The sequence below is a fragment of the Vibrio sp. 10N.261.51.F12 genome (genome assembly GCF_041471725.1).
In the GTDB taxonomy this organism is placed as follows: domain Bacteria; phylum Pseudomonadota; class Gammaproteobacteria; order Enterobacterales; family Vibrionaceae; genus Vibrio.
The window spans coordinates 33,517-60,076 of the sequence record NZ_JBFROV010000035.1 but is presented as its reverse complement, the minus strand read 5'-3'; the positions used below and the strand labels follow the sequence as shown (position 1 = coordinate 60,076).

The 26,560-nt window shown below is 42.9% G+C and carries 23 protein-coding genes and 2 pseudogenes; 8 read left to right on the top strand and 17 right to left on the bottom strand.

All coding sequences use genetic code 11. The annotated features are described in order from the left end of the window. Nucleotides 1–167 precede the first annotated feature (167 nt). The 9 genes and pseudogenes from AB4405_RS18065 to AB4405_RS18025 form a co-directional block, all read right to left on the bottom strand. Nucleotides 168–2,168, bottom strand: a complete 2,001-nt coding sequence (locus tag AB4405_RS18065) for a heparinase II/III family protein (RefSeq protein WP_372062184.1) — start codon at nucleotides 2,166–2,168, stop codon at nucleotides 168–170. Nucleotides 2,169–2,177: 9 nt separating this feature from the next. Next, nucleotides 2,178–3,602, bottom strand: coding sequence for a glucuronate isomerase (uxaC, locus tag AB4405_RS18060; RefSeq protein WP_372062183.1), 1,425 nt, complete (start codon nucleotides 3,600–3,602; stop codon nucleotides 2,178–2,180). Between the two features lie 147 nt (nucleotides 3,603–3,749). After that, the gene (locus AB4405_RS18055) at nucleotides 3,750–5,516 is read right to left on the bottom strand and encodes a sodium:solute symporter family protein (RefSeq protein WP_102471858.1); all 1,767 of its coding nucleotides are present in this window, start codon (nucleotides 5,514–5,516) and stop codon (nucleotides 3,750–3,752) included. A 328-nt stretch (nucleotides 5,517–5,844) separates the two neighbouring features. Continuing rightward, nucleotides 5,845–6,483, bottom strand: a complete 639-nt coding sequence (locus AB4405_RS18050) for an RpiB/LacA/LacB family sugar-phosphate isomerase (protein ID WP_102471859.1) — start codon at nucleotides 6,481–6,483, stop codon at nucleotides 5,845–5,847. A gap of 72 nt (nucleotides 6,484–6,555) precedes the next feature. Next, on the bottom strand, nucleotides 6,556–6,876 hold the full coding sequence (locus AB4405_RS18045) for a cupin domain-containing protein (RefSeq protein WP_372062181.1): 321 nt from the start codon (nucleotides 6,874–6,876) through the stop codon (nucleotides 6,556–6,558). A 19-nt stretch (nucleotides 6,877–6,895) separates the two neighbouring features. Next, the gene (locus AB4405_RS18040) at nucleotides 6,896–7,408 is read right to left on the bottom strand and encodes a YgjV family protein (RefSeq protein ID WP_372062180.1); all 513 of its coding nucleotides are present in this window, start codon (nucleotides 7,406–7,408) and stop codon (nucleotides 6,896–6,898) included. An 18-nt stretch (nucleotides 7,409–7,426) separates the two neighbouring features. Continuing rightward, on the bottom strand, nucleotides 7,427–8,188 hold the full coding sequence (gene kduD, locus AB4405_RS18035) for a 2-dehydro-3-deoxy-D-gluconate 5-dehydrogenase KduD (RefSeq protein ID WP_102471928.1): 762 nt from the start codon (nucleotides 8,186–8,188) through the stop codon (nucleotides 7,427–7,429). Nucleotides 8,189–8,688: 500 nt separating this feature from the next. Further along, nucleotides 8,689–8,937, bottom strand: a pseudogene (locus AB4405_RS18030) (helix-turn-helix domain-containing protein); the annotation flags it as partial. An 80-nt stretch (nucleotides 8,938–9,017) separates the two neighbouring features. After that, complete coding sequence (locus AB4405_RS18025) at nucleotides 9,018–9,986, bottom strand: helix-turn-helix domain-containing protein (protein ID WP_372062178.1); 969 nt, start codon at nucleotides 9,984–9,986, stop codon at nucleotides 9,018–9,020. Between the two features lie 186 nt (nucleotides 9,987–10,172). Between AB4405_RS18025 and AB4405_RS18020 the strand changes: the two genes are divergently transcribed. The 3 genes from AB4405_RS18020 to eat are packed head-to-tail and all read left to right on the top strand — an operon-like array spanning nucleotide 10,173 to nucleotide 13,872. Then, nucleotides 10,173–11,585, top strand: a complete 1,413-nt coding sequence (locus AB4405_RS18020) for an ethanolamine ammonia-lyase subunit EutB (protein ID WP_372062176.1) — start codon at nucleotides 10,173–10,175, stop codon at nucleotides 11,583–11,585. Further along, nucleotides 11,578–12,450, top strand: coding sequence for an ethanolamine ammonia-lyase subunit EutC (gene eutC / locus AB4405_RS18015; RefSeq protein WP_372062175.1), 873 nt, complete (start codon nucleotides 11,578–11,580; stop codon nucleotides 12,448–12,450). The genes AB4405_RS18020 and eutC overlap by 8 nt, the downstream gene beginning before the upstream one ends. A gap of 18 nt (nucleotides 12,451–12,468) precedes the next feature. Further along, nucleotides 12,469–13,872 (top strand): ethanolamine permease, encoded by a 1,404-nt coding sequence (gene eat, locus AB4405_RS18010; RefSeq protein WP_372062173.1) that lies wholly within the window; start codon nucleotides 12,469–12,471, stop codon nucleotides 13,870–13,872. A gap of 396 nt (nucleotides 13,873–14,268) precedes the next feature. On the opposite strand, the gene AB4405_RS18005 is transcribed toward eat, so the two are convergent. Then, the gene (locus AB4405_RS18005) at nucleotides 14,269–15,045 is read right to left on the bottom strand and encodes a hypothetical protein (RefSeq protein ID WP_372062171.1); all 777 of its coding nucleotides are present in this window, start codon (nucleotides 15,043–15,045) and stop codon (nucleotides 14,269–14,271) included. A gap of 197 nt (nucleotides 15,046–15,242) precedes the next feature. Further along, entirely contained in the window at nucleotides 15,243–16,151 is a 909-nt protein-coding gene (locus AB4405_RS18000; RefSeq protein ID WP_372062170.1) for a dienelactone hydrolase family protein, read from the bottom strand. A gap of 389 nt (nucleotides 16,152–16,540) precedes the next feature. Here AB4405_RS18000 and AB4405_RS17995 point away from each other — a divergent pair, with 389 nt between their 5' ends. Then, nucleotides 16,541–16,879, top strand: a complete 339-nt coding sequence (locus tag AB4405_RS17995) for a cytosolic protein (protein ID WP_372062169.1) — start codon at nucleotides 16,541–16,543, stop codon at nucleotides 16,877–16,879. A 298-nt stretch (nucleotides 16,880–17,177) separates the two neighbouring features. On the opposite strand, the gene AB4405_RS17990 is transcribed toward AB4405_RS17995, so the two are convergent. Both AB4405_RS17990 and AB4405_RS17985 read right to left on the bottom strand, forming a co-directional pair. Next, the gene (locus tag AB4405_RS17990) at nucleotides 17,178–18,065 is read right to left on the bottom strand and encodes a PhzF family isomerase (RefSeq protein WP_372062168.1); all 888 of its coding nucleotides are present in this window, start codon (nucleotides 18,063–18,065) and stop codon (nucleotides 17,178–17,180) included. Then, nucleotides 18,043–18,498, bottom strand: coding sequence for a RidA family protein (locus AB4405_RS17985; protein WP_372062167.1), 456 nt, complete (start codon nucleotides 18,496–18,498; stop codon nucleotides 18,043–18,045). Before AB4405_RS17985 ends, AB4405_RS17990 begins: the two co-directional genes overlap by 23 nt. Before the next feature lie 102 nt (nucleotides 18,499–18,600). Between AB4405_RS17985 and AB4405_RS17980 the strand changes: the two genes are divergently transcribed. Beyond that, nucleotides 18,601–19,461, top strand: a complete 861-nt coding sequence (locus AB4405_RS17980) for a LysR family transcriptional regulator (RefSeq protein WP_372062166.1) — start codon at nucleotides 18,601–18,603, stop codon at nucleotides 19,459–19,461. A gap of 354 nt (nucleotides 19,462–19,815) precedes the next feature. Then, nucleotides 19,816–20,832 carry a linear amide C-N hydrolase gene (locus tag AB4405_RS17975; RefSeq protein ID WP_372062165.1) on the top strand — a complete coding sequence of 339 codons (1,017 nt, stop codon included), beginning with the start codon at nucleotides 19,816–19,818 and terminating at the stop codon, nucleotides 20,830–20,832. A gap of 361 nt (nucleotides 20,833–21,193) precedes the next feature. Here the strand turns inward: AB4405_RS17975 and AB4405_RS17970 are convergent. Continuing rightward, nucleotides 21,194–21,884 (bottom strand): annotated as a pseudogene (locus AB4405_RS17970) (transposase). Nucleotides 21,885–22,041: 157 nt separating this feature from the next. Here AB4405_RS17970 and AB4405_RS17965 point away from each other — a divergent pair. Both AB4405_RS17965 and AB4405_RS17960 read left to right on the top strand, forming a co-directional pair. Further along, nucleotides 22,042–22,176: a hypothetical protein gene (locus AB4405_RS17965; RefSeq protein ID WP_372062164.1), complete on the top strand. Its 135-nt coding sequence runs from the start codon at nucleotides 22,042–22,044 to the stop codon at nucleotides 22,174–22,176. A 91-nt stretch (nucleotides 22,177–22,267) separates the two neighbouring features. Further along, nucleotides 22,268–22,591 carry a hypothetical protein gene (locus tag AB4405_RS17960; protein WP_372062163.1) on the top strand — a complete coding sequence of 108 codons (324 nt, stop codon included), beginning with the start codon at nucleotides 22,268–22,270 and terminating at the stop codon, nucleotides 22,589–22,591. Nucleotides 22,592–23,342: 751 nt separating this feature from the next. On the opposite strand, the gene AB4405_RS17955 is transcribed toward AB4405_RS17960, so the two are convergent. The 3 genes from AB4405_RS17955 to AB4405_RS17945 all read right to left on the bottom strand — a co-directional run bounded on the left by AB4405_RS17955 (nucleotide 23,343) and on the right by AB4405_RS17945 (nucleotide 26,407). Further along, entirely contained in the window at nucleotides 23,343–23,957 is a 615-nt protein-coding gene (locus AB4405_RS17955) for a LysE family translocator (RefSeq protein ID WP_372062161.1), read from the bottom strand. Between the two features lie 117 nt (nucleotides 23,958–24,074). Then, entirely contained in the window at nucleotides 24,075–25,427 is a 1,353-nt protein-coding gene (locus tag AB4405_RS17950; RefSeq protein ID WP_372062160.1) for a hypothetical protein, read from the bottom strand. 161 nt (nucleotides 25,428–25,588) lie between these two features. Beyond that, the gene (locus tag AB4405_RS17945) at nucleotides 25,589–26,407 is read right to left on the bottom strand and encodes a hypothetical protein (protein ID WP_372062159.1); all 819 of its coding nucleotides are present in this window, start codon (nucleotides 26,405–26,407) and stop codon (nucleotides 25,589–25,591) included. Nucleotides 26,408–26,560: the final 153 nt, after the last annotated feature.

Here is a 26,560-nt window from a genome sequence, read left to right as displayed (position 1 = left end):
CTTACATAGGAAATATGGTAAACCTTACCTCTAACAGGCAAACCACATAAGCGTGCCTAGCTCGGAAAAAGAACGGGTTGTGGGCCGTGTGCGGTTCGTTCTCTGCGTTGATACAGACGAACCAGTCAGCAACACTGGCTCGTCCTTGAACCATGCAATGTTACCGACTAGTCAATGAAAACTGAGCCTTTCTCTTGATTGATTGAAACACGTTGCCTCACTCCATTTCTTACCAGTTTTAAGTTGATAACATCCGGTTGCCACTCGATATCAGCAACTCGAATCTCATCGTTTTGCGTCAAGTTATGTACCGCGACAACGTTCAAAACTGCTTCTTGGCTGCGCAAAATCGTATAGGCTAAGTCACTGGTTGCCGGATTATCTGGCGCATACCCCAGTAACAGAGTTGCCGAACAATCCGTAATCACTTGTTGGTGAAACTCTGCCTGGCCCTCAATTGAATAACGCAGAACCATGGACTCCTGAAGCGGCATCTCATGGCAATTTGTCATTCTTGCTAAAGGTCCATCTAACGGGTTCTCGCAGCCTTGTGCTTGTGCCAAAGCGCTATGTTGACCTCTGATATGCCAAACTAAGTCCAGTTGTTGTTGATGTGGGTTTTGGGCGGTATTAAATTCAATCGCCACATCCCCTAGCCATAGAATTTGACGGCGAAACACCACGTCTTTATATGCCGCTTCATCCCACTGAACAATGGTATGGCTGTCAACTTTCGGTAACTCGCCGCACCAATCTGTTTGTGTGTCTAACCATGTGTAAGCCTGATCTTTTACAAACTTATTAACTTGAGGGTTTGATGGCGGCTGGTTCTTCTGATTCACTGCCAAGGTATTATGTGTCACTGTATTTTTATAGTAACCATAATGCAGTTCGGCTCCATAACCAGTGGTTCCCAAATCAGGCAAAATTTCTTTACCATTGCGAGTAATAAGAATCCCCAATCGATCATAATGATCGTGTTCACCACCATAAGGAGCATGCTTCACCAAAAGCATATTGTCGTGCTCACGAGTATGCATAATAGTGATACCGGATTGTTCGGCATGAATAGACTGACACGTCAGCGGCTCAGCCACCGGTAATTCATCGACACCGTACAGCAACGCATCGATATTATTCCGAGGCTTATCTTGATATATGTTTTGCAACGCCGATGCAAATAAAGGGTCTCGGAACTCGCGATAACCGAACTCGAACAAATGGCTATGAGTCAACTTCTCTTGACCAGCAATACAATCGTTCAGACGGGGGAAGTCTCCCGTATTAATGAGCAGCTTGAGCGGGAACGCCAACATGGTATGGAAATTTGGTACCGATTGCAGTGAATGCTCAGACTTACATGCCATTTTTTCAAAGTTAAGAAGGGCTTGCAAAGCGTAATAATGGTAATGGATTGAACCTTCAAACCATAAACCCTCCCCCCTCACACCGTTCTCTAGCTGATACCTCAAGCCATAAGGCGTGTTCACCGCAAAGTCGATGAGCTTTCGGTCATCAAGTATCAAACCTATCACACCAATTGTCGCAGAAATTTTCATTTCATGGTTATGCAATTGATCCGCTCGATGTTGCATCAGGAACTCCGCACCTTCGCGCAACAAACGCTGTTCAATAAATAGCTGCTCTTCCGCACTCAACTGATCTTTAATGAAATCATAGCCTCGAGCAAAGTCGATATTACAGTTCGCTTCACAGAGAGTTTGAGCGTTTGCTTTGCCCGGACCGTTGTATGGAATACCACCGTGTTCTTCGTAGTTGGGATAGTATTCTGCATAACCTAATAAGATCTCTCGAACTTTCTCGACATATTTATGCTCTTGAGTAATCTGCCAAAGTAACCCTAGGTCATTGCACGCTTTTGAATTAAGTCCGTTAAGCCAACGCCACCACGCACCATCATAAGGTTCGCCGGTAAGCACCTCGCCATCGACAGGACATCTATGTTCGGTGGGTCGGTTTCTGTCCCAACTTAAGCGAACCCCGTGCGATGGGCAAAAGTAATATAGATTCCATGTCGCGCGGGCATCCGGTGGAACTAACGTATCTGAAGTAAGCACGATTTGATTATCTTGAATAATCTGTTCGATGATGTCTTGATTGGCATTTTGACGAATTACCGACATTTTTTGAGAGGTAAACTGCAACATAATGGATACCTACGCTAAATCTTGAGATGAATGAAAATTAAAGTATTGTTTGGCATTTTGGTAACAGATGTTCTCGACGCTTTGCTTAAGCAAAGACTCATCATTAGGTAACTCTCCCTCATCGACCCACCGACCCAGTAAATTACATAGAATGCGACGAAAATAGTCATGACGAGAGAGCGACAATACACTGCGAGAATCGGTGAGCATTCCGACAAAGCGCCCTAAAGCACCTAAATTAGCCAAGTCTTGAAGCTGTTTTTCCATGCCAGCCTTGTGGTCGTTAAACCACCATGCTGAACCAAGCTGTACTTTACCTGGATTCGCATCACTGTCTTGAAAAGCCCCTATAATGGAACCTAGCACAGGACTATCTTTAGGGTTGAGGCTATAGATGATGGTTTGCGGTAGTTGGCAGTCTTGATCCAACATACTCAACAAATGACCTAGGTTTTCTGCAATTGGGTTGTCACTGATAACACTAAAACCCATACCACCACCGAGCTCATCAAAGCGGCGCTTGTTCACATTAGTTAAAACACCAATATGAATTTGCATCGACCAACCATGCTTGTGATAAGCCTTACCAAGCACCTCAAATACGGCTGTTTTGAACTGCGAAATTTCCTCACGGCTAAGCGCTTCGCCGTCTTTTACCTTTGCTATCACTTGGTCAAGCACGTCAGGCTGATAATGCGAAAACTCCACAATTTTTAACCCCAAATCAGATAATCGACAGTTGCGCTGTGCGAAATAATCCACTCGAGAAGTAATGGCTTTAGCATAGCTAGCAAAATCGACCACATTGACATCCGTGAGGGCATTCAGTGAACTTAGCGTCTTTTGAAAGCGAGTTTGATTCTCGATTTCAATGAGGCCGTCGGCGCGGAATGTAGGCAAAACCTGTACCGTAAACTCCGAGCGGCTGAGTTTATCGTGATAGACCAAATCACTAAGTGGGTCATCAGTGGTGCACAAGGTGTCTACTCGACTCTTTTTGATAAGCGCTTGGAATCGATGAGACTCTTGCTTAAGCTTTTGATTACAATGCTGCCAGATCACCTCACAATTCTCTGGGTTGAGTAGTAAATCGAGAGCAAAGTATTTTTTGAGTTCCAAGTGACACCAATGATACAGCGGATTACCGATCAGATAAGGCATGGTGTCACACCACTTTTGGAACTTGTCGTAATCACTCGCATCACCCGTAATGTAATGCTCATCAACCCCGTTACTGCGTAATGCGCGCCACAAGTAGTGATCGCAACTCAACCAAGCTTGAGCGATATTGTCATATTGATGGTTGTCGTAGATCGCTTTGGCATCAAGGTGATTGTGATAGTCAATAATGGGAAGTCCAGCCGCATAGTCGTGATATAAACGCTTGGCAGTGTCTCCCTGCAATAGAAAATCTTGATGTATATATGCAGACATAATTCAAACTCTTGTATAAAACGGCGTTGATAACCTTTTGGGAAAACTTAGTAATAAACTGGTTTTCTACCCCCCCTCATCGAGGTAAACCAATCTAAGCCAGAGAGACCGTGCTCTCTGGCTATACACTGACTACTTGTTGCCGGGTTACTTAGAAATAGACACTTCTAATTGAGGCGTTTTCCGAGCACTCATCAATAACAGTGAGCCAACAGTAACAATCACCGCGCCACAGAAGACAAAGGCCATACGCCCCCAGAATGGGTTCGGGATAAGTATCATAGCGGTGACCAGTGCACCAAAAACCAGAATTAACTTGCCCAACATGTCACGCTGTTGGCGATCCATTTCGTCTTGGCCTTCTTCTTCGATAACAGGAGTAGCGACATCACTCCAGAACTCTTTAAGCTCTGTGTTTCTTTTGCCAACAGGCTCTTTGTAGAACTTTGTTGTTAGGCAGAAGAAGCCGCCAGTTATCACTAAGTGCCCCATCACCCCAAGAAGAACTTTTAAGTCACTGGCTTCACGCCCAGTGAACGGAACTTCAAGGTTTAATAAATTAGCTACTACGTCTGCTGTGAGCACAAAGCTCACAATATAAGACACCATCATACCGACAGCTAATGTCGCCCAAGCCGCCCAGTCTGGTGTTTTCTTAATAAACATGCCAAAGAACAACGGCACTAGAATTGGCATTTGCAGCAGTGTACTTACGTACATCATCGCGTCGAAAAGGCTCAAACCTCGTAGAGAATTAATAAATAGAGCCACCATGATGATCAATATTCCGAAAACCATGGTCATAAATTGACTCACGCGCATCAGCTTTCTGTCATCCGCATTTTTGTCAATGATCGGTGCGTAGAAGTTACGCACAAACACACCAGAGTTTCGGTTTAAGCCTGAATCCATTGAAGACATTGTTGCCGCAAATACCGCTGACATAAGCAGCCCCACCATACCAACAGGCATTACGTTTTCGACAAACACAAGGTAGACCGCATCAGCGGCTTTACTACCAAGTTCTGCTGCGTGTACGGTTGCAGCTTCAGGATAGATAATTGCTGTTACCCAAGGTGGTAAGAACCAAATCGCCGGTCCAATCAGCATCAATACGAACGCCAGCAGTGCGGCTTTACGTGCGTTAACAGAATCTTTTGCCGTTAAGAATCGATAAGAGTCTTGCATGTTGTTGATGTTTTGCAGTTGCTTCACGAACATGAAGATAAACCAAGATACGAACAGCAATGGGTAATTCATATCAGAACCCATAATACTGTCGGTTGGGAATTGTTCGATAAGATTCGATGGCCCACCAATTTTGGCCAATGCAGCGACAGCACAAACCACCGTCACAGCCATTATTACCACCATTTGTACAAAGTCTGAGGCAACCACCCCCCATGCACCGCCTAGAACCGAAATAAAGAGAACAATCAAACCAGTGACAATAATTGTTGTTTCTATATCAACTTTAAACACGGCGCTGACGAATAGTGCAAGACCATTTAGCCATATACCGGTGTAAACCACGCTTGTCGGCATGGTTGCCCATGTAAACACTTGCTCATTAGTTGCACCGAATCGACGACGAACACCTTCAATAGGTGTGACTACACGCATTTGTCGAAAGCGGTACGAAAAAAACAACCAAGAAAGTAAAAAGCCAAATGCGTTCGCCATGAAAATAACCATGATTGGGAACCCATCGGTAAAAGCTTTACCCGCAGCGCCAGTAAATGTCCAAGCACTAAACTGAGTCATGAACGCGGTAGAGCCAACCATCCACCATAGCATCTTGCCTCCACCACGAAAGTAGTCACTGGTAGAGTTGCCTGCAAAACGTTTAAAGATAACGCCAATCGCTATCATAAAGATAAAGTAGACACCAACAACGAGCATGTCGATATTCATTACGAACCCCTTTTCATTATTGCTTCGTTTAAATTTGTTTATTTTTAAAATGCCATTTCATTATTGCATTAACAACGTTTTATAAAAGAGATCACTGTAAGTTTTGTGATCCAGGCGATACAAAAGTCATACAAATAAGAACGTATATAAATTATTGAGGAATAAGCTTTTGGGTGAAGAGATCAAGCGGCATAGAGTTGGCTTTCAAAAGGCATGGTTCTAAACGGTGATACTGCGAACTTTTCTGCTTATCAAAGAAAGCCCCCCAAGTACCAAGCATAAAAAAGCCAACCTCATTAGGCTGGCTCTATCACATCGAACGCGAGAATTAGTCCAGAAGTGAACGAACGTAATCAGCAATTTCTTGATTCTGGCAATTATCAAAGAAACACTGCTGGAAACGAGGGCTACCAACAGCAGTCTTCACTAACTCTTGATCGATCGCACTTAGTGAATCAATAAAATTATCCTTCACAACTGCAGCTTTCACTTCATTGAGAAGCACGGCGTTACGTTGTTGTGGCTCTGCTCGCTCCAGTGGATAACCTTGACCACGCTCTCCTGAGAACGCTTTTTCAAAAATGTAACGCACGTTTAGCTCACCAGCCCAGCCAAAACCTTTCGCAAAAGCGAGCGAGATAGCATTGCCGTTGTTGATTTGGTTGAACAAGAACGCATCCGACGGCTCTAAACAATAACCACACGCCACACCTGGGTGCAAATTCAGTGACATCATAGCGCCTTGGCCTGTTCCACATCCTGTCACAACGAAGTCAACGGCTTTCGAGTTAATCAAAATACTCGCCATAATACCTAGGTGAATATAAGTTAAGTGATGATCATTCTCGTCTGTCATCCCTAGGTTGAAAACATCATGACCAAAACCACCAGCAACTGACTCTAGTTCAGCGGATACCATTGCATTTTTGCCGGCTTGACTGTTTTCCATCATTAACGCGATTTTCATTTACTTTCTCCCGCAGCATTACTGCAAATTTTAAAATTTAGTGCTTAAACGTTCGATCTCAAGATTCAAAGCTTAAACAAAGTCTTTACGCATTGGCGTAAAGTTATCAAGTAATACGCCAGGTTCTAGGCAAACACAGCCATGTTCGATACCCGGCTTTTTGTACATCGTATCGCCAGCGCACACCACTTTGGTCACGTCGCCAATAGTAAATTCAAAGGTTCCCGACAAAACATAGGTAATCTGCTCATGAGGATGGGTATGCATCGCACCAACAGCGCCGCTTTCAAAATGAACTTCTACCGTCATCATATTTTCGCTATGAGCAAGCACCTTGCGAGAAACGCCAGCACCAAGATCTTCCATTTTTACGTCATCGTTATATACGAACATATCGTTGTTAATCCCATTTTTACGTCGTAATTTTGCATTTAGCTTTACCTTGGTACAGACGAAAAATAGTAAATAAATTCATCCCTATCACTGATATTTCCATCAATGATCCACCAATTGAACCAATAATCAGGTTGTTGGTTAACCAACATGCGGCTCCCAATAAAAAGCCGACTCTAAGTGCAATACCATTCAATTTGAATATTGAGTACGTTCCAATAATCGAGCCAACCAGAGGCAAGAGTTGATGCCAATGCTGTGCTAAACCTACTCCGCTACCAACCGCGAGAGCAACAAACAATCCTGCCGCCCACCACGATTTGGTATACATTGCCGTGCAAGTTCTGAGCGCTGAAATCAACGCACCGATTGCCGATGTAATGGAACCTAATAGTAAAAAATGAATAAGATGATTTACATTCAACAACAGCATCACCACTTTGAGCTTTTTGTCCTCTTTCTGGTAAAAGGTCGAAATACCCAGAAGAAAACTAAATAGCCCGACAGCTTGCGCTACAGTATCGTTCACCATCTTAAAATACTAAATTCGTTAGCGAGCCAACCACCCACCATCGACAGCAATGGTATAACCATTAATATAATCTGATGCTGATGAAGCAAGGAACACACATGGGCCAGCAACATCTCTAGGGGTACCCCAACGTTCAGCAGGAATACGCTCAAGGATAGCCTGACTACGGTCAGCATCATCACGTAGCGCTTGAGTATTGTTGGTTGCCATATAACCAGGAGCAATCGCATTTACATTGATGTTGTCACTTGCCCATTCGTTCGCCATCGCACGAGTAATACCCATTACCGCACTCTTAGACGCCGTATATGAAGGGACACGGATACCACCTTGGAAAGAGAGCATCGATGCAATATTGATGATCTTACCGCCCGTACCTTGTGCTTTAAACTGCTTCGCTACAGACTGAGACATAAAGAAAACGGTCTTCGAATTGATGTTCATCACGTCATCCCAGTTTTGCTCAGAAAACTCAATCGCATCTTCTCGGCGTATAATGCCTGCATTGTTCACAAGGATATCTACGCGACCAAACTCAGTCAGTACTTTATCTATAATTCCTGGGATATCTTCTTGCTTTAGAAGATTGGCACGCACGTCCAAAAACGTATGACCTGCCGCTTTCATTTTTTCAACCGTCTCTGTTGGCTCAACATAATTAACGCCAACTACTTTGCACCCAGCTTCCGCCAGACCAATTGCCATACCTTGGCCAAGACCCGTATCACAGCCAGTCACTATCGCTACTTTTCCTTCCAGATTGAATGACTCTAACATCATGTTTGCTTCCTCAATTATGTTTGGTGGTGTGGCGTTTCTGTTGTGCTGGCCACTTGACTTAGTCATACAATAAAGCAAACGCCTCCTTCTTACAATTATTTTTAAAACAACATTTCAAAAATAATTATTACTTGTTTCGAAAGTTTGAAGTTGATCGTTATCCCTTCTTGGTTTTTTGAAAAGGCTTTTTATAAATTACGAAAAATGGCGTCTTGTCTTGATACGAGATAGTTCGAAAGAGAAATGGAGACCTCCGGCCAAATGTGGTGTCGTCGGCATTGATGGTTATAGATATTCTTGAATTTTTTTAGAGAGGGAACAGAAAGAGATTGTCGTGTTTGATCTTTCGCAGCATCTAGTGATGAGGTGGAGAGTCAGTGAAGATACCAATAACACTAAGCAGGGAGTGATTACCGAAACAACTTTACAAATTAAAGTAAAAGTTACCCGTTGCTAAACCTATCCATGAGTCTAGAAACCGACTAATTGTTGCACGATAGCTAAAGCCTAGACTTATTAAATCGCTTCTGAAATTGTGTTGGTGTCGAACCCGTCAGATTTTTAAAGTATTTAACGAAATTACTCGCGTCCTCGAAACCAAAATCATACGCCATCTGCTGGGTGGTAGTATTACTGATCACCAGCCGTCTTTTCATCTCGATGGTGGTGTATGAATCAAGCATCTGTTTCACCGTCAACCCAGTTGCTAGCTTACAGACTTGGTTTAGAGTTTTATACGTGGCAGTTAGATTTTCTCCTGACTCGCATAAGGTATGCCTGCAACTCAGTGTATTTTAGAAAGTAAATCCGTTATGGGCAGGTACGCCTTTCATTCGAATTCAGGAAAAAAGCCACTTATATTTGCAAATCTTGTCTCTGATGGTGACTCACCAAATAATAACTTATAGCTGTGGCTAAATTGGCCTAAGTGGAAAAAACCAAAATCATAAGCTAACTCGGTAATCGTGCGGGTTTCTAATGGTTCTTGCAACATTCTGCGTATTTGATTGAGCCGTGTTCGATGAACAAACTGTTTGGGTGAACTATTGCAGCAGGCTTGAAAAGTGTATTGTAACGTTCGTCGACTGACATGCACAGCATTACACAATTCACTGATAGTGACAGGGGTATGGTAGCTTCGACTTTCCAGATAGCAAATGATGCGATTCATCACTATTTGTCGATGTGGTATCGAGTTCGAACGGATTTCGTTTTCAAAGCTTGATGAAAGCAATTCCAGCAACACGTCCTTAATAATGGTGTGATGAGTTTTGCTTGACCAACGTAATTGCTGAGGATCAAGTAGGATAGCCAAGTAGTACTTGAGTTGTTGAGTTTGTTGCCTTGTTAACTTCGGTAAATAAAGTTCATCTTCAGTAATACCATCAAGATTCAGTTGCTCTAGGAGAGTCTGGACAAATTCTTGTTTAAGCACAATGCCATAGATTGAAAATGATTCTGGTGTCATTAACTCAAAATCCAAGCCCCCTTTACGAAGCAAAATTTTGTCTGCATCTTGACGTGAATGGTTAATGTACAAGGGTTTGTCGTCGGTACTTAACCCAAGCCATAACCCGCCACCTTCAACGCGGCACTGCTGTCGTAAAGCTCGATTACTATCCTCTCGAAAAATATGAATGTTGGGTAATCTACGCTCGTTTATTTGCCCGACAAACCCACCATTACTCAACTGGTCATACTCTTGCTGCCAATTGACTAAGCTTGCGGCTTGTTGGTTTGCATCTTTTATATGCCTTATGCACAGTTCTGGTGCTAGTGGGACGACGTCTACATCCATGATAACTCTTTCCGATGTGTATTCTGTGAATCAATTTGGGGCAAAAATATCGTAACAAACTGTTTTATATGCACATTATAACATTGCCGATTTTTGATAATGGGTTGGAACGTAATTCGCTTTTATTTTACTTATCTGTATTGATGGTTTAGCAAAAAATGAACCATGTTGTGAAAAGGAAGCGTAATGACGGCAAGTTATCGTCGGCAACAGGGAAATAGAATATATGTCTTTGACTCGCTCGCCGATTTAATGGCGAAGGCGACGCCTGAGCGCTCTGGAGATGCGTTAGCTGGCGTATGCGCAGAATCGGCTGCTGAACGAGTCGTTGCACAAATGACATTGGCCGACTTACCACTGAAGACCTTTTTGAACCAGGTTGTTATCCCGTACGAGAGTGACGAAATCACACGCCTAATCATTGATAGCCATGATAATGAAGCCTTTAAACCGATAGAGCACCTAACTGTAGGGGACTTTCGTAATTGGCTTCTAAGTGATCTTGCTGACAGCGTTGCAATTGCACAAATTCGCCAGGGATTGACCCCCGAAATGGTGGCCGCGGTAAGTAAGATAATGCGCAATCAAGACCTCATCCAGGTCGCTAAAAAATGTCAGGTCATCACCGCCTTTCGCAATACCATTGGCATGCCGAGCCGTTTATCAACGCGCCTGCAACCAAACCATCCGACAGACTCTCTCAATGGTATTGCTGCCACTATTTTCGATGGTCTTATGTACGGCAGTGGTGATGCAGTAATAGGTATCAACCCTGCGACTGATAATGTGCCTCAAGCCATCAAGTTAATGAACTTGATGGATGAAGTCATTCAGCATTATCAAATACCAACTCAGTCCTGTGTTTTAACTCACGTAACAAACACCATTGAAGCCATTGAGCTTGGTGCGCCCGTTGACCTTGTTTTCCAGTCGATAGGCGGCACACAGGGTACAAATGACACGTTCGGTATTAATTTAAACGTGTTGCAAGAAGCCCAAGAAGCCGCGCTTTCTCTCAACAGAGGCACCGTTGGCAATAACGTGATGTATTTTGAAACGGGTCAAGGAACGGCATTGTCTGCGAATGCTTTTCATGGTGTAGACCAACAAACCTGTGAAGCGCGTGCTTACGCCGTGGCGAGACAGTTTGATCCTTTGCTCGTCAATACGGTTGTAGGCTTTATTGGACCTGAATATCTGTTTGATGGGAAGCAAATCATACGGGCTGGATTAGAAGATCACTTCTGTGGAAAGCTACTTGGATTGCCTATGGGATGCGATATTTGCTACACCAATCATGCTTATGCCGATCAAAACGATATGGATAACCTGCTTACGTTGCTAGGAGTTGCAGAGTGTTCTTTCATCATGGGTATTCCAGGTTCCGACGACATTATGCTCAATTATCAAACGACCTCATTCCATGATGCCTTGTACGCTAGAAAGGTATTGGGCTTAAAACCGGCACCAGAGTTCGAGCAGTGGTTGATGAAAATGGGGATCTTTGAAGACATCAATGACGTGCGTCTCAATAATGGCACCGCGAGTTCGTTCGCCGCAACCATCGAACAATTAAACGCGAGGGTCTCTCATGGATAAACTCATCGAACGTAAAGGCCAGAAATCAATAAACGTAGTAATTCGAAACCCTTGGGTTGAGCTTCGAGAGTTCACTTCTGCACGCATCGCATTAGGGCGAACCGGTAACAGTGTACCGACCAACGAATTACTTAGTTTTCAGCTAGATCATGCAAAAGCAATGGACGCCGTTCATTGCGCTTTAGATGTCGATACCTTAATCGAAGGGTTAACGGGTTCACACCTGATTTTTAAACACACCCACAAGCCGCCAATGACAGTGACCAGCAAGGTGACCGATCGCCTAATGTATTTACAACGTCCCGATTTAGGACGTCAGCTTGATGACGCATCATGGAATAAGCTCGCAGGCATCACCAAAGAACAGAATGCTCAGCCCGATCTAGCGATCGTCATTGCTGATGGCTTGTCATCGGTTTCTATTCAGAATCACGCCGTACCGGTAATCGAACGCTTGATGTCCTTATTAATAAAAGATGACGTCAACCAATGGACAATCGCGCCAATAACCGTGGTCAAGCAGGGGCGAGTTGCGGTCGGTGATGATGTTGCCCAATGCCTTAAAGCGAAAGCCGTACTCGTTTTAGTCGGAGAAAGACCAGGCCTAACATCACCGGACAGTATGGGGCTCTATCTGACATGGGGGGCAAAGCGAGGTTCGAAGGACTCACAAAGAAATTGTATTTCTAACGTACGGCCACAAGGCCTTAATTACGACGATGCTTGCCAGCGTGCGTTCTATTTGCTCACCGAGGCGCGAAAATTACAGCTTTCTGGCGTGAACTTGAAAGACCGATCATTGGTGGATGAGCAATGTCATAAGCCTCTCGACGACAAGCACAGCAACAATTTATTAGTTTCTTAATATGTAGAAGGATTTACTATGTCTAATCATCAGGAATATCTGGCCAAAAGGCAGTTAAAAAGAGGTACCGCAGGTTGGATTCTGCTTGCAGGCCTTGGGGTGTCTTATGTTATATCAGGCGACTTTGCAGGGTGGAACTTTGGTATCGCTCAAGCGGGCTGGGGCGGTTTCCTAATCGCGGCGATAGCGATGGCGGTAATGTACTTAACCTTAGTGTTATCGCTAGCAGAAATGTCGGCTGCAATTCCTGCCGCTGGAGGCGGTTACAGTTTTGCTCGTCAAGCAATGGGTCCAACCGGTGGTTTCTTTACGGGTTTATCGGTTCTTATAGAATACGCGCTCGCACCCGCCGCTATCGTTATTTTTATTGGCTCAGCTGTCAATGAACTCATTGGGATGGATGGCCCTATGGTGTACGCACTTTTCTATGCACTTTTTATCGCTATTCACATGGCAGGTGTTGGTGAAGCGCTAAAGGTTATGATGGTGATCAGTGGATTAGCTGTGCTGGCAATTTTAATGACGGCTGGCGCACTAATTGGTGAGTTTAACATTGATAATTTGTTTGATATCGCGCCAACGACAGCTCAGGCAACAGAAATATTGCCTTTCGGTTGGTATGGAGTATGGGCTGCGTTGCCATTTGCAATGTGGTTGTTCCTAGCGGTTGAAGGCGTTCCATTGGCAGCAGAAGAAGCGAAGAACCCAGCGAAAGATGTACCAAAGGGTATCATTGGTGCGATGCTATTTTTATTAGTAACAGCAACGTTAGTCGTGGTACTTCTTGCCGGGGCCGTCGGGTCTCAAGTTATCGGTGATAGCGCTGTCCCTCTAGTGGATGCCCTAAAAATAACGGGCAATTCAACACTGGCAACAGCCGTCAACATACTTGGTTTAGCTGGCTTGGTAGCGTCATTCTTCTCCATTATTTATGGCTACAGTCGCTTGGTGTTTGCGCTTTCTCGTGCTGGTTATTTACCACAGAGTTTATCTCTCACGAGTAAGAAAAAAGTCCCTTCTCGCGCGTTGTTAGTTCCAGGTATTTTTGGGTTTTTAGTGTCATTAACTGGTGAAGGCGACCTCATCCTGGCAATGGCGGTTGTTGGTGCAACCGTATCGTATGCATTAATGTCACTGAGTCATATTTTACTGCGCATTAAACAACCTGAACTGGAACGCCCGTATAAAACACCAGGAGGAATGTTCACGTCAGGGATATCACTCGTTTTATCTCTCGTTGCGATGACTGGCGTCTATGCATTTGATCCATCAGCCTTCTTTATGACTATGGGATTATTTGTTATCGGCGGTGCATATTATGGACTCTATAGTCGTAAAAATTTAGTGGCAACATCAGCCGAAGAAGAGTTTGCAATGTTGTCCGTTGCTGAGCAAGAGTTGACAACAGAAGGAGCGCGTTAATTAATTTGAATAAACGGCAATTATATACAAAGCGTCATTTTACCTAACGCAACTCAATCAGTTTCTTTGTATTATCAACGCTCTAAGTCTAATGACTTTGAGCGTTCGTTAGGTTTAGGGGGGACTTTATGCCGAACTCTAATGAAAGGCGTACCTACTTAGAACGACTGTCGTTTATAAGCCCGACTGGGACGCTCGTTATGGAGAAGGTAGATTGAACATATTTAGGGCTCTGTCGAATCAAAAGAATAGCGCTAGATAAACGACTATGACACTAGAGAACTTAGGGATTCATTTACTTGAATCCTATCGCTGTTACTAAAGAAAGATTGTGAATGTATTACAAATAACCTCAATCGACGCTAATAGGTTTATACTCAAATCAACGATTAGGGTTTAACCCTCACAACGATTCAAACCAAATTGGTTATTATGGTGGTCAACTACCCAACCTTGTTTAATCAACGCTTGAATAGGTTCATTATATTCACATTTTTCATGTTGATAGTAATCACCTTCAATAAAGTTAATTTCATACGCGGCATGGTTTTGGCGGTTTAGCCACTGATCGCGCGAGGTAAGTTGACTATCAGAACAAATCAGGCCACCGAACAATATATCTTTATCCGTCACATTCTGTTTTCCAATAGAGCGGCTACAAACAGCACTTATGGCGTCTGAGACGGAAAGTGATTTCTCTTCTCTTTGTTCATCTGGCATAAACTTCAATCTCAAGAGTGTCTTAGGCTTAGGGCTGTACTGATTACTGTACGTTATATACACTTGAGAAAATTCATACTGGCATTTTGTGGCGCCTGTTTCAGAAAACGTCACTGGTAGCGCTGAAGAGAATTCATATCGAGTACCATCCCCACTCACGGTGGGCTCTGCGCTGACTATGATTGACCGTTGTTGCGTCATCCTTGGGTAAGAGCCATAGATTTTTGATTGGCACTCTTTCTCATCGGTGACAAAAAGTACCCTCGCAAGCAGCGTAAGATCAGCCGGTTTAGTTCCATGAAAAGAGACCGTTGCCGCGCCTTTAAATGAGACTTCATCCTCAATACCACTGATTATCAATCCGTGACTTTGTTTCTGCTTCCAGCCTGGATAATCTGGCGTACAGCCACTGAGTATAGCCATAAAGAACATAACGGCACTGCATTGCTTCATTACTCTTATGCATCCTTTCATTGAGTCAATCATCGCTACCGCCATCCATGTAAAATACGATCATAACTAAAACTAGGTCAAACGGTAACGCCTTGAATTAAGCGTTAGGTCTGCCGTAACAAAGTTTGGGGCACTTCTGAGTTACGAAGTGCCCCTGCATAGGTTCTGAGCAGAAAAAAGTTCGGTAGCGTTATCTATTAAGAAAGTTGCTTGGTAAAGAACTCAAGAGTACGTTCCCATGCCAACTCCGCTTCTTCTTCAGCGTAACGGCCCGTTGAATCGTTGTGGAAGCCATGATTCACTCCGTCATATGTATAAGCTGTATATTCAGCACCAATCTCTTTGAGCTCTGCCTCATAGTCGGGCCAAGTGGCATTCACGCGTTTATCGATCCCAGCAAATTGGATGAGCAATGGCCCTTTAACATTCTTTCTTAAATCAGGTGCTGCAGGAGTACCATAAAATGGAACCCCCGCATCTAACTGCTCTGGCATTACTGCAGCCAACATATTGACGATATAACCACCAAAGCAAAATCCGACAGCGCCTAGTTTTCCGTTACTTTTTTCATGAGATTTGAAAAAGTTCGCTGCGGCTATAAAGTCCTCTTCAATTCGCTCCCTTGATAGCGATTTTTGCATCGCTCGACCTTCATCATCATTGCCTGGGTAGCCTCCAAGTGAATAAAGTGCGTCAGGTGCAAAAGCGATAAATCCCGCAGCCGCCAACCGTCTTGCTACATCCTTAATATATGGATTTAAGCCCCTATTTTCATGAACAACTAATACAACAGGTGCATTACCCACCAGCTCATTTGGTACAACTAAGTAACCACGACCTTCTCCGTACCCTTTAGGTGAAGGAAACGTCTCGTAGGTGGCTTTGATGGAAGGATCATTAAAAGAGACCTGTTCTGCTTTCGCATAGTTAGGGATCAGTGCAGAGGTTAGTGTTGTCATGGTCAAGCCAAGCACAGCTAAGCCTGATAGACGAGCCATAAATTCTCTTCGATCAATTAGACCGTGCGCATATTCGTCATACCAATCAAATGCTTCTTGAGGGATAGATCTAGTTGGTGTTGATTGAGATTCGTTCTTTTGATTCATAACTTTTCCTTGTTGTGAGCTGTTGACCCCATCAACTATAGTGGAAACAAGAAAGAATTTGAACGATCGCTCAATATAATATTAGATTATTTTCTGTAACAAAATAAAGTGACTAGATAACAATAAGATAAAACCATCACTTACGATTGATGCCCCTTAACCTTGCACTGACTGTTAAGGGGTCCACATTTGGCGATATATTGAAAAATATGTCGCGAATGAAGTGTTACCGAAACTCGCTTGATGACAATGAGGCATGAACGTGTTTCAAGTTGACCTAGTGAATGCTCGGAAATAACACAGAATTACCGCCTTTAGCCACTCAATCTCTACTACCTTCTCCTCTGAATAGTGATAAAATCTCCGCATCAAAATTATCGAGAACCTCTATGTTTATCCATCATGTTAACGGCATCGACTGGCTGGTGATTACCGCTTTTGAAGAACTGAAAACTCTGTTTATAGAAGAAGCCGGTACGATCCCCTCTTGCTTCTCTACCACCAGCGAATTGAACCTGATTGATCAAGCCAAGCGCACTTATGGATATTTGCCTACACTCCGCGGCGTAATCACCGATACTGGCACCTTTCAAAGTCAGGACAACGAAGAAGATTTGAACCCACAGCTTGCCTGCCTAGTTGAGGGGCGTGGTCGGGTGTTTATCTATCACGGCGGCTTTGTGGCTTTTGTGGATGATGAGCAAACCTTTATTACCCGACTGGGCTGAAACTCATTCAGTCAGTTGAAATCGGCGACTTGCCCCCAGCCAGTCATCCGCAAGCGTTTCGTTTATTAACAGGGGGCGAATTGAATAGAGCCAGATCCTAGCTTCAATAAGAAAAGCAATGCTGCGGTTCACTGGCGAGCGGTATCTCTGCAGGAATGGGGCAAAACGATTTAGTTCCTATTTTCTCTGACTCCAAACAGCAACGTTGATGATGTTCCAACACATTGAAAATTAGTTTTTCAATAGGATGATCTTCTCTCGATATTTGTAAGATCAGTAGGAAATGGTCTGCTGTCTACTAAAGAACCATCTCTCTTTTTCCAACTAAAACTGCCTGCCCTGCAATGCTGATGTGTAGCATTGATTGTGCTTTCTCAACCGTCACTAGAACTCGACCAGGGCTATCCATCGCAAGGCCTTGATATCCCCAATAACAAGCTTCTGACTCGCATTCAATTAAGTCATGGTGAACAAGGTACGCTCCCGCAGGGCCATTCGCATTACCCGTTACAGGATCTTCATTTATGCCAATGGCAGGTGCGAACATTCGCCCAAAAGTAACAGGGGCTTTCCTACTGCCTTCTAAGACAAATGGGAAGAACCCATTGCAATCAATTGTAGCGCTGAGCGCTTTTAGTTTTTCATTGTTCGGAACTAATCCATCAAGTCTTTTTCTGCTCAGCATTGGCACCATAACTTTGGAATGGCCCGTAGTAACAACTTGGATAGGTAAGTCGCAAAAATCATTCTCACTTATGCCCAGTGCAGTTGCGATTTCGCTTCGTTGAGTTGAATCAAAAGGTGATTGAAACTTTACCTGTCCTTGAGTCATTTTTATGAGTAATCCTTTTGGATTTTCAGAGATCGAGACGGGCAAGTGGCCTGCTTTTGTTTTAGCAATTAATGGGTAGTCAGATTCGTGGCCTAAAGTGGCTCGTAAAAAATGAGTGGCGATGGTTGCGTGCCCGCATATCGGTACTTCTTTTTTAGGCGTAAAGTATCGAATATGAATGTCATGGGTTTGGTCACAGGGTGATAAAACAAAGGCGGTTTCGGAATAACCTGTAAACGCGGCTATATCTTGCATCTCTTGAGTTGTTAGGCGATCGGCATCTAGAACAACCCCCGCTCGATTTCCTGTGTTTGGTTTAGTGGTAAATGCATCAACGATATAAATAGTGACCATGACCCTGTTCCTCGGCTATTGGTTTGATCTCGGCGATAGCTTCCGCCATAACTAGGTAACCGTGTTTAATTGCAGCAACACATATTACGGCTCTGGCAGGTTTATGGTCGCCCATATAATCGGAAAAGGCTTGATCTATTATTGGCCAGAGTTTTATATCAGTAGAATAAAAACGTACTAAAGCGATACTGTTTCTTGTCGCCCCAGCTGATTGGGCTATTGTAGTAATGTTGTCTAAGATAGACCGTGTTTGCCTTTCGACTTGTTGTTCAATATCTTTACTTTGATCAGAGTACGTTGTATCCGGAAGTTGGGCTGATAGATACAACGTATTGCCAATTAAAGTTGCTTGACTGTAATGTCCATTCGGCCGTTTCGAGCTGTTGGTATTAATAAGTCTCACTTCTTGAATCTCCAGTAACTGCTGTTTCATTGAATGGACTTCAATACCCATTCATGTAATAGATTGTATAAATTTAATCGTCGTGGTTACTATAGTGTTTACTGCAAACGCGTTTTTTAAATATGGAAAGGTATGAACTGGGAAGATACTAAGATTTTGTTAGCCATTGGACGAACCGGTGGGTTAAGCCGTAGTGCAAAACTGCTTGGTATCAGCGTATCGACCGTGCACCGTAGAGCCGTGGAACTGGAGAGAAGCCTCAATGCGACTCTTTTTTCCCGAGATAGCGATGGCTATACTCTTACTCAAGTTGGAGAGCGCTATTTTTCTTTGGCTGAAAAAGCGGAAGAGCATTTAACCGCCATGGAGCGTTACAATGACCAAGGGCAGCAATCACTATTTCGTATCGCATTACCCGAGCTAATTGGACAACAGCTGCTCCAATCGAAACTCGCTGCTTTACAATTGGAATATTCAGACTTACAACTAGAACTATCAACTAGCGTCGTTCCTGTTGAATTCTCTCGCCGTGAAGCCGATATTATTCTGCGACTTGTACGGCCAGAAAGTGGACGCTACATAGTCCGACGTCTTGGCCAACTGAAGTATGGACTTTATTGCAGCAAGGATTACCTTGCCAATTTAACAAAACATACTGAGGTCATCGATTTACAGAGTCTTCGTATAATCGGTTGGGACCGAAACCTTCAGTACACCTTTTTAGCGCAGTGGATACAAGAACTTACCCAAGGTGCCGCTCCTATCTTGTCTTTTGACAACATGCACTCACAACTATTGGCAGCCATGGAGGGACTGGGGGTTGTCGCGCTTCCTTGTTTTGTTGCGGAGAATTCGGGGTTGGTGCCAATATTACCGAAACGAACATTGCAACAAGATGTGTGGTTAATGCGCCATCTCGATACCAAGAATTGTAATTACTCAACAATGATCAGCGAAATGATTGAAAAGGAGCTTCGAGAGCACCTGTTGTAAGAGTTTTACAGCGGCATACTTGCCCAGATTACTAAGCGATAACTCTTATCAGAAAATTTCAAGAGGTACTTTTACCCTATAGTACTTTTGGTGTGTGTCCTTTTAATCCTGTTACGAAACGGTAAAACATCAATCGCTTCAAATTACCTCCAATTTTAGAAAGGCTAAACTTTAACCAAAAGACTTGGTTAGAAATCTTTACTGCATTGGAGCAAAATTGTTCAAATACCATAGACAACCAAAAGGTGCATCATGTGAGTTTTTGTGTTTGTTTGTTGTGGTCATAATAGCCCCAACAAAGACAAGCCAGCGATGAACAACAAGTGTTGGCTGCAAACACAACAGGATATCAAGATGAAAAAAACACTATTAGCTCTCACAATGGCAGCAGCAACTTTCGGTACTATCCAAGTAGCCAACGCATGTTCATACGCAACATTCGAAGTAGACGGTAAAGCATTCGTTTCTCGTTCAATGGAAGCTCCTGACTTCATGCAAGAACGCTTCACAGTGTTCCCACAAAACCACGTAATCAACGGCAAGTCTGGTGACTACGGTTTCGTTGGTATGCAACACGGTGATACAGAGTGGATTTCTTCAGGTCTTAACGAACACGGCTTGAACGTTGAAGCACTTGCTCTTGGTGAGTCTACGCTTCTTCCAGAAGGCGAAGGCGATGTGAACTACCTTGAAGTAGTAAGCCACGTACTTTCTAACGCTAAGACAGTTGATGAAGCGGTTAAACTTCTTGAAGGTACTCTAGTTTCACACACTACAATCGCTGTAGCGCACGACATGGATATCCCGATGCACTTTGCACTTCGTGATACTGACCGTGCTGTAGTGGTTGAATACACAACTGGCGATGGCAAACCAACTTTCTACGAGAACGAGCTAGGTGTTATGACAAATGACCCGAGCTACCCTGTTCAACTAGAAGCAGCTAACAAAGCTATCAAAGATGCAGGCACTCGCCTTGCTGTAGACCTTGAAACTTTCGACAAGCTTGATTCAAGCCCTACTGGTCGCTTCTCTCGTATCGCTGTACTTAACAGTGAGTTCAAGCGTAACCCTAAAGCTGGCGATTCACGCGAAGACGGTCTAGCTCGTGCGTTCTCTATCCTGAATGACATGGAAATCGTAACTGGCTCTATGTACTGGGAATTCGTTAGCCCTGACCCACAAATGGTTGGTTACGGCAACGTTGTTGACCTAGAGAACAACGACTACTACTACCGCACAATCGATAACCCAACAATCCGTAAAGTTGACGTTGACTCGATTGACTTCAGCAAAGTTAAGTATTCTCAGACTGACATCTACTCTGAGCCTGCTCAATACACTGACGTAACAGTATCTTTCTCTGGGTAAGCTTTTCTAGCTAACTTAGTTTGATTCGAAAGCGGCCTTAGGGGCGCTTTTTTGTTTTTGGCAGAAAAACCACAGCCATTGACTCCACTCGTATTCTTAGCTTAGTGTTTTTGGTGTGTGTCCTTTTATAATCTTTACCTTCATCAGAGAGAATCTTATAAAGGACACACACCTAAAAAAGAAATCTAAAGCACTCCCGTATTCAAAGCGATAATTAACTCCATACTTTTGCTTTCTTCAATCTATTTCGGTGAAGCTGTCTGGTTTCTTAAAAGACGTTACTTACGTTCAGGAATTGGACGAACGACAGTATCCAGCATTTCCACTGACCTATGGGTCGAAGCTGCGGTAAAAGTGGTGCTTACTCTAGTTGATAGATGTGCATCCTTCTCTTTTTTAAGGCAGCCTTAGCTTGAACTGTATGAACGTGACGCCCAACCGCTGTCGAACGTGTTTTTTTCTAACGCGCTACATACCGTTAACCAACTCTTCTGATTGAAATTCAAACGCGCCAAAATAGCGGGTTGATTAGCATCCATACTGGCTTTGCCTTCGCGAAATAGACGTGCAGTCCAGTCTACTAACTCAATGTAGTCGATGAGCCGAAACGGAATTCCATCTAGCATTTCATTCGTCGGATTGCCGATAAAAGGGTGTAAACATGGGGTTGTGGCAATACCGGCTCGAATGGGATTCAAGTCGACATACGCCATTGCGGCAGCAAGGGCTTTTTCATCAAGCAACGCTTGGCTTTTGAAGCGGCTTTCCCAAAAGTGCCCTGTACAATTATCTTCTCGATTCGCCCTACACGCTATATCGTAATTGAGCTCTTTCATGAACCAACTTAAGCTCCACAGCCTTTCTCGCCACACTTCAATGAGCTCAAGACACTTGTCTTCCTCTGCTTGATTGGTGGGTTCCTTATTTTGCCAACGCTCTATGAGTACGGGTAATTTATGCTCACGTCCCCAATGCTCGACCACTTCATGCAGTGACAATGCTAACGCTTTGTCTTTATTGATATGAAGCACCAGGTGATAGTGATTACTCATGATGGCGTAGGCGCAAACATCGATGCTGATCTGGGTACTTTTGGTGTGTGTCCTTTTAATCTTCCCATCTATAGTAGATCTAAATAATACCTAATTCGAGTGTTTACACATTCCTCGCCATAATTACCCAAACGAAAACAACAACGGTTTTACCAACATGAAAAACGGCTTATTGATTGTCTGTTTAGCTATTGCCGGGGTGGGGGCTGATTGGTATCAATTGGACGGTGAAGCTTACAAGGCTTTTAGCCTCTATCTTGAATTTTTCTATCACACAGGACTTTGGAAGTAATGACCGCCATCCAACTGATTTTGCTAAACGTGGCGCTAATGACCGCGCTGTATGTATCACTAAACTTTTTCTCCATCTTCGGGGCTTAACTATGCGAGTTTCTTTTTTAAATGAATTTAGCGGCGCAACTAAAGAGGTCAAATGCGGCTTTTCTTGGACAACGTTCTTTTTCGGGTTCATGCCTGACATTCTGCGCGGCAACTGGAAAGGGGCGGCAATTGGGGCGGTGATTTGGCTTCTTGCCATTACCACGTTCGTGATGATTATCGGGCTAATCGCTTGGTGTTTCTTCCGTAACAAGGAATTGATCAAGTTCTACGAAGATCACGGTGGTTGGCTTCTTAACGACAAGGACAAAAGAGCGACGCAAGCGTATATCAATCGCGCTATCCGTTCGGAACCAACAGCAAAGTAATTGAAGGCCACCAACTGATAGAATCTTATAAAAATCTTATTGAGCTCTTTCATGAACCAACTTAAGCTCCACAGCCTTTCTCGCCATACGTCAATGAGCTTAAGACACTTGTCTTCCTCGGCTTGATTGGTGAGTTGCTTATTTTGCCAACGCTCTATGAGTACGGGTAATTTATGCGCACGCCCCCAATGTTCGACCACTTCATGCAGTGACAATGCTAACGCTTTGTCTTTATTGATATGAAGCACCAGGTGGTAGTGATTACTCATGATGGCGTAGGCGCAAACATCGATGCAGTATACCTCCGTCAGAGCGTGAATTTTTCGCTCTATCCACTCTCTTCGATGTTCGTAGCTCGTGTTGGTGAGCGGGTCATCGCCGCACAAAAAACTGCGCCTCACACAACGTGATACACAGTGGTAATACGAAGTCGCATCCACGGAAATAAGCTGTTTTCTGGCTGTTGTCAAAATGAGGTCCGCTATGAAGGTTTTAAATAACTTAGCAGTTCTCTTTTAATGGGATTGTTGGTGAGTCGGCGAATTGGACAAAATCAAACTAATTTCATACTTTTGGTGTGTGTCCTTTTAATCCCATTGTCAGCGGGAGCTATTGTTGACAAAAGAGGGAGTCCATGTAGCCCAATTAAGTAGCTGACAACGCTACCAATACACACAAACTAAACACCGAAATCACTGAAGCTAAACCAAGCTGAAAATGCCAAGCGTTGACAGTCTGCTTAAATTGCTTGTTAGGTCTTTGCCGCCAACATGACACCACAAGTAGCTAAGAAGCCACCTGAAAGTTTGTTTAATCGCTTTCTAGCAATATGCCCCTTAAACATGAAGCTAGCTTTTGAAGCAGTACATGCATAAGCTGCTAAAATGCCGCCCACGGATATCGTAGACAGAAGCAGTATGCTGACGACGTCGATTGCAGTTAGAGCAGTTAAATCAACAAAAGCAGGGAAGAACCCCATATAAAACACAATTGCTTTCGGGTTAGATAGAGTCATGATCATTCCCGTGATTAAGCTCGATGATTTTATACTTGCTTTCGTTTCTTTAGCACCCAAATCTGGGACTTCAGAAGTCCAAGTAACATAAGCCAACCATAAAAGGTAAGCCACTCCCACGTATTTAATTAGGATGGCAAACTCACCCATCAAGCTTGCAACTAGAGATAGACCTGATATCGCTAAAAATATGAAAATATAATCAGCAACCAATACTCCAACAACAACCAGTAGCCCTTGTACCGAACCATATGCTATAGACCTAGATACCACGGCAAGGACACTAGGTCCGGGAATTGCTGCAGATAGAGCCATTGCAACAAATAAAGCTATTCCTGATGATATTGTCATAGTCTCTCCTTAGACCTAACGCCCGCTTAAGCGGACAAAAATTGTTGGTTATAATGTGGAGCGAAGCGGAACCTAACCAACTGTTTTTGTTCCGTTTAAAGCGCTTGTTATGTGTAGCTATCGCAACACCTCTAAGTTCACTAAATTTTCTGTTTGAAAACCATGAAAGTCAAGATAGTAAATCAAGTCTCTGAACTTTACGTGTGATGTATCCTCATTTGCATTCATTAAACTTATGGCATTTGTAATGGTATCAATCAAGCTTTGCTCTTGAGTTGATTCCAATAACACTAGTAAAGCGCATACATTTGAAAGCATGAATTGATTGAACTCAATGTCAGAATTCAGATAGAACGTGTACAAGTCAATGCAAGTTGCTACTTTTATTTTTTTGGAAAGTATAAGTTCATTAAGTCCGCCAAACACAATAGATGAACTCAAATCTGACATTTGATTCGGATCCTCAAACTGTCCAGCGTTTAAGACTATTTTCGTAGCTTGCTCTCCATAGTTCAGGTGCTCATGCACATGAACCCATTCATTGTCATATAGAGAGATCTCAAAATGAGATGAAATAACTTTTGCAGTAAAAATTCGTAGAAACTCCAATGGGTACATATCATTCGATGCTAAAGGGAAAAATGGTTGTACTGGATAAATAGCTTTGTCGTAAAATACTCGCCTTCCGTGAGCTACAGAGTTTCTCGCTTCAATTAATATCTTCGTCCAATAAGACGTTTTTTCATCGAAAAGATTATATCTTTTTAGCGAATAAGAAATTTTTGCAAATACTGAAATATCTTTATCCAAAACAGAGGACATTAATTTTGCTTTAGCGGATGTTTCACTATCTAATGCGACACCTGATAATGAAAGTATTTCTTCGTTATATTTTTGACAAAAACTCTCCATTAACACTTTCGATTCATTCAATAATTTTTTAGATGACAGGTCTCCAAGGAGCTCTAATACATGGAAGTAAGATAATGTCGCTTCATCATTATATAAAAGACTTTCTTCAGTATCTTTTTCCAAGAATCTAGCTTTTCTCCAGCGATCTAAGAGCGAAAACATAAGCTCTTTGTCGTGTTGTCTTAAACTGTCGAGTTTATCTAATAGCTCTTGCAAATTAGATGAATAGTCAATCCCGCCTTTAAAGAAATTATTATCGACAGACAATTCCCAGTCGTCAGCTACTACCATTTTTCTACTAGATGGACCAAACACATCAAATGGTTCATCAACAATAAAGGAAGTGATTCCTAAAATGCTTAAATAACTAGATCGAGTAAAAATTGGGGCATCACTTAAAGCCTCATATGCCTTGCTGTCGTATTCAATAGTAACCTTTAGTTGAGAGCTGGTTTCATCCGATCCAGTTATTGTTTCGACCGTACATTTATCCATAGAAAACGATAGTTGAATATCACTTTCTAAATTAACGTCATACTCTACAACACATTTACTCACTCATAACTCCATATTGCTTACTACACATAACGCCTGCAATAAGGTGTGCCCCACTGAAACAGCAAAGCGCACCGAACTCCAAACCAAAACCAAAACCAAAACCAAAACCAAAACCAAAACCGCCGAGTGTAACGTATCACCTTGATTGCTTTGTTATATTTTTATACCAGCCATGATAGAAAACCTTGAGAGTTTCTTCTGCTAATTTCATTCAAGAACACCTTGTTTAGAGACTTATGAAACCGTTGGTTTTCCATAAACATTGCTTGTTCTGACTTCATTTTTTCCATCTCATACTCTATGACTGGTTTAGCTATTTTATCAACCCTTTCAAGCAATATGGTTCGATTCTCTTCGTTCGATAAATCCATAGTAAAAAGCTCTCTCATCATTACCACTAGGTCTTGTGGGTTCATATCCTTAAACTCTCGAGGTATTGATTCTTTCAATTTCGCATGCTGATTATTTATAGTTCCAAAATGTACTATTGATAATTTCTCATACTCATTGAATGTTCCAGTAACTAATGCTAGTTCTTCATAGCTACTGTAAACTTTTACTCGACATTCCTTTACTTTATTCTCCAAGGATTTTATTTCTTTTTTTAAAGCTCCATTGGATTTTAGAATAGACATAGGAAACACTTGATAATCCCTTTGTATAGAGACGTTAGGAACTTCGAACATGTGCTTCATTTCATCAAACAAAAGCTGATAAGAGCCTGCTAATTCACCATATTTTAAGAATAATAAGTTATGAGCCGGAGAACAGACCGTATACGCGGTTTTAACGGGGCGATAATATTCTTTGACTAAATCCTTATCTCGGCCCAAGTCACTTTTGTAACCTTCAATTATCCCTACAAAAATCAACGAGCCGAGTACAAGCAAAACCACCTGCTTAAGAAACGACAAATCTGGTTTGCTCTTATCTTCGACAACTTTTACACGTATCTCGTCAGAATTTCCTTTAATACCCATGCTATCCCCGCACGCTCGCAAACTGTATAAAAACACAGTAATGCAATTGAAAATTGCATGCAAGCACAATAGGTTAACTAAAAACCTAACGAATGATATGGACTCCCTCTACCTGATACTCTGCGTGCCATACTTACTCAGTACACGCTGAAG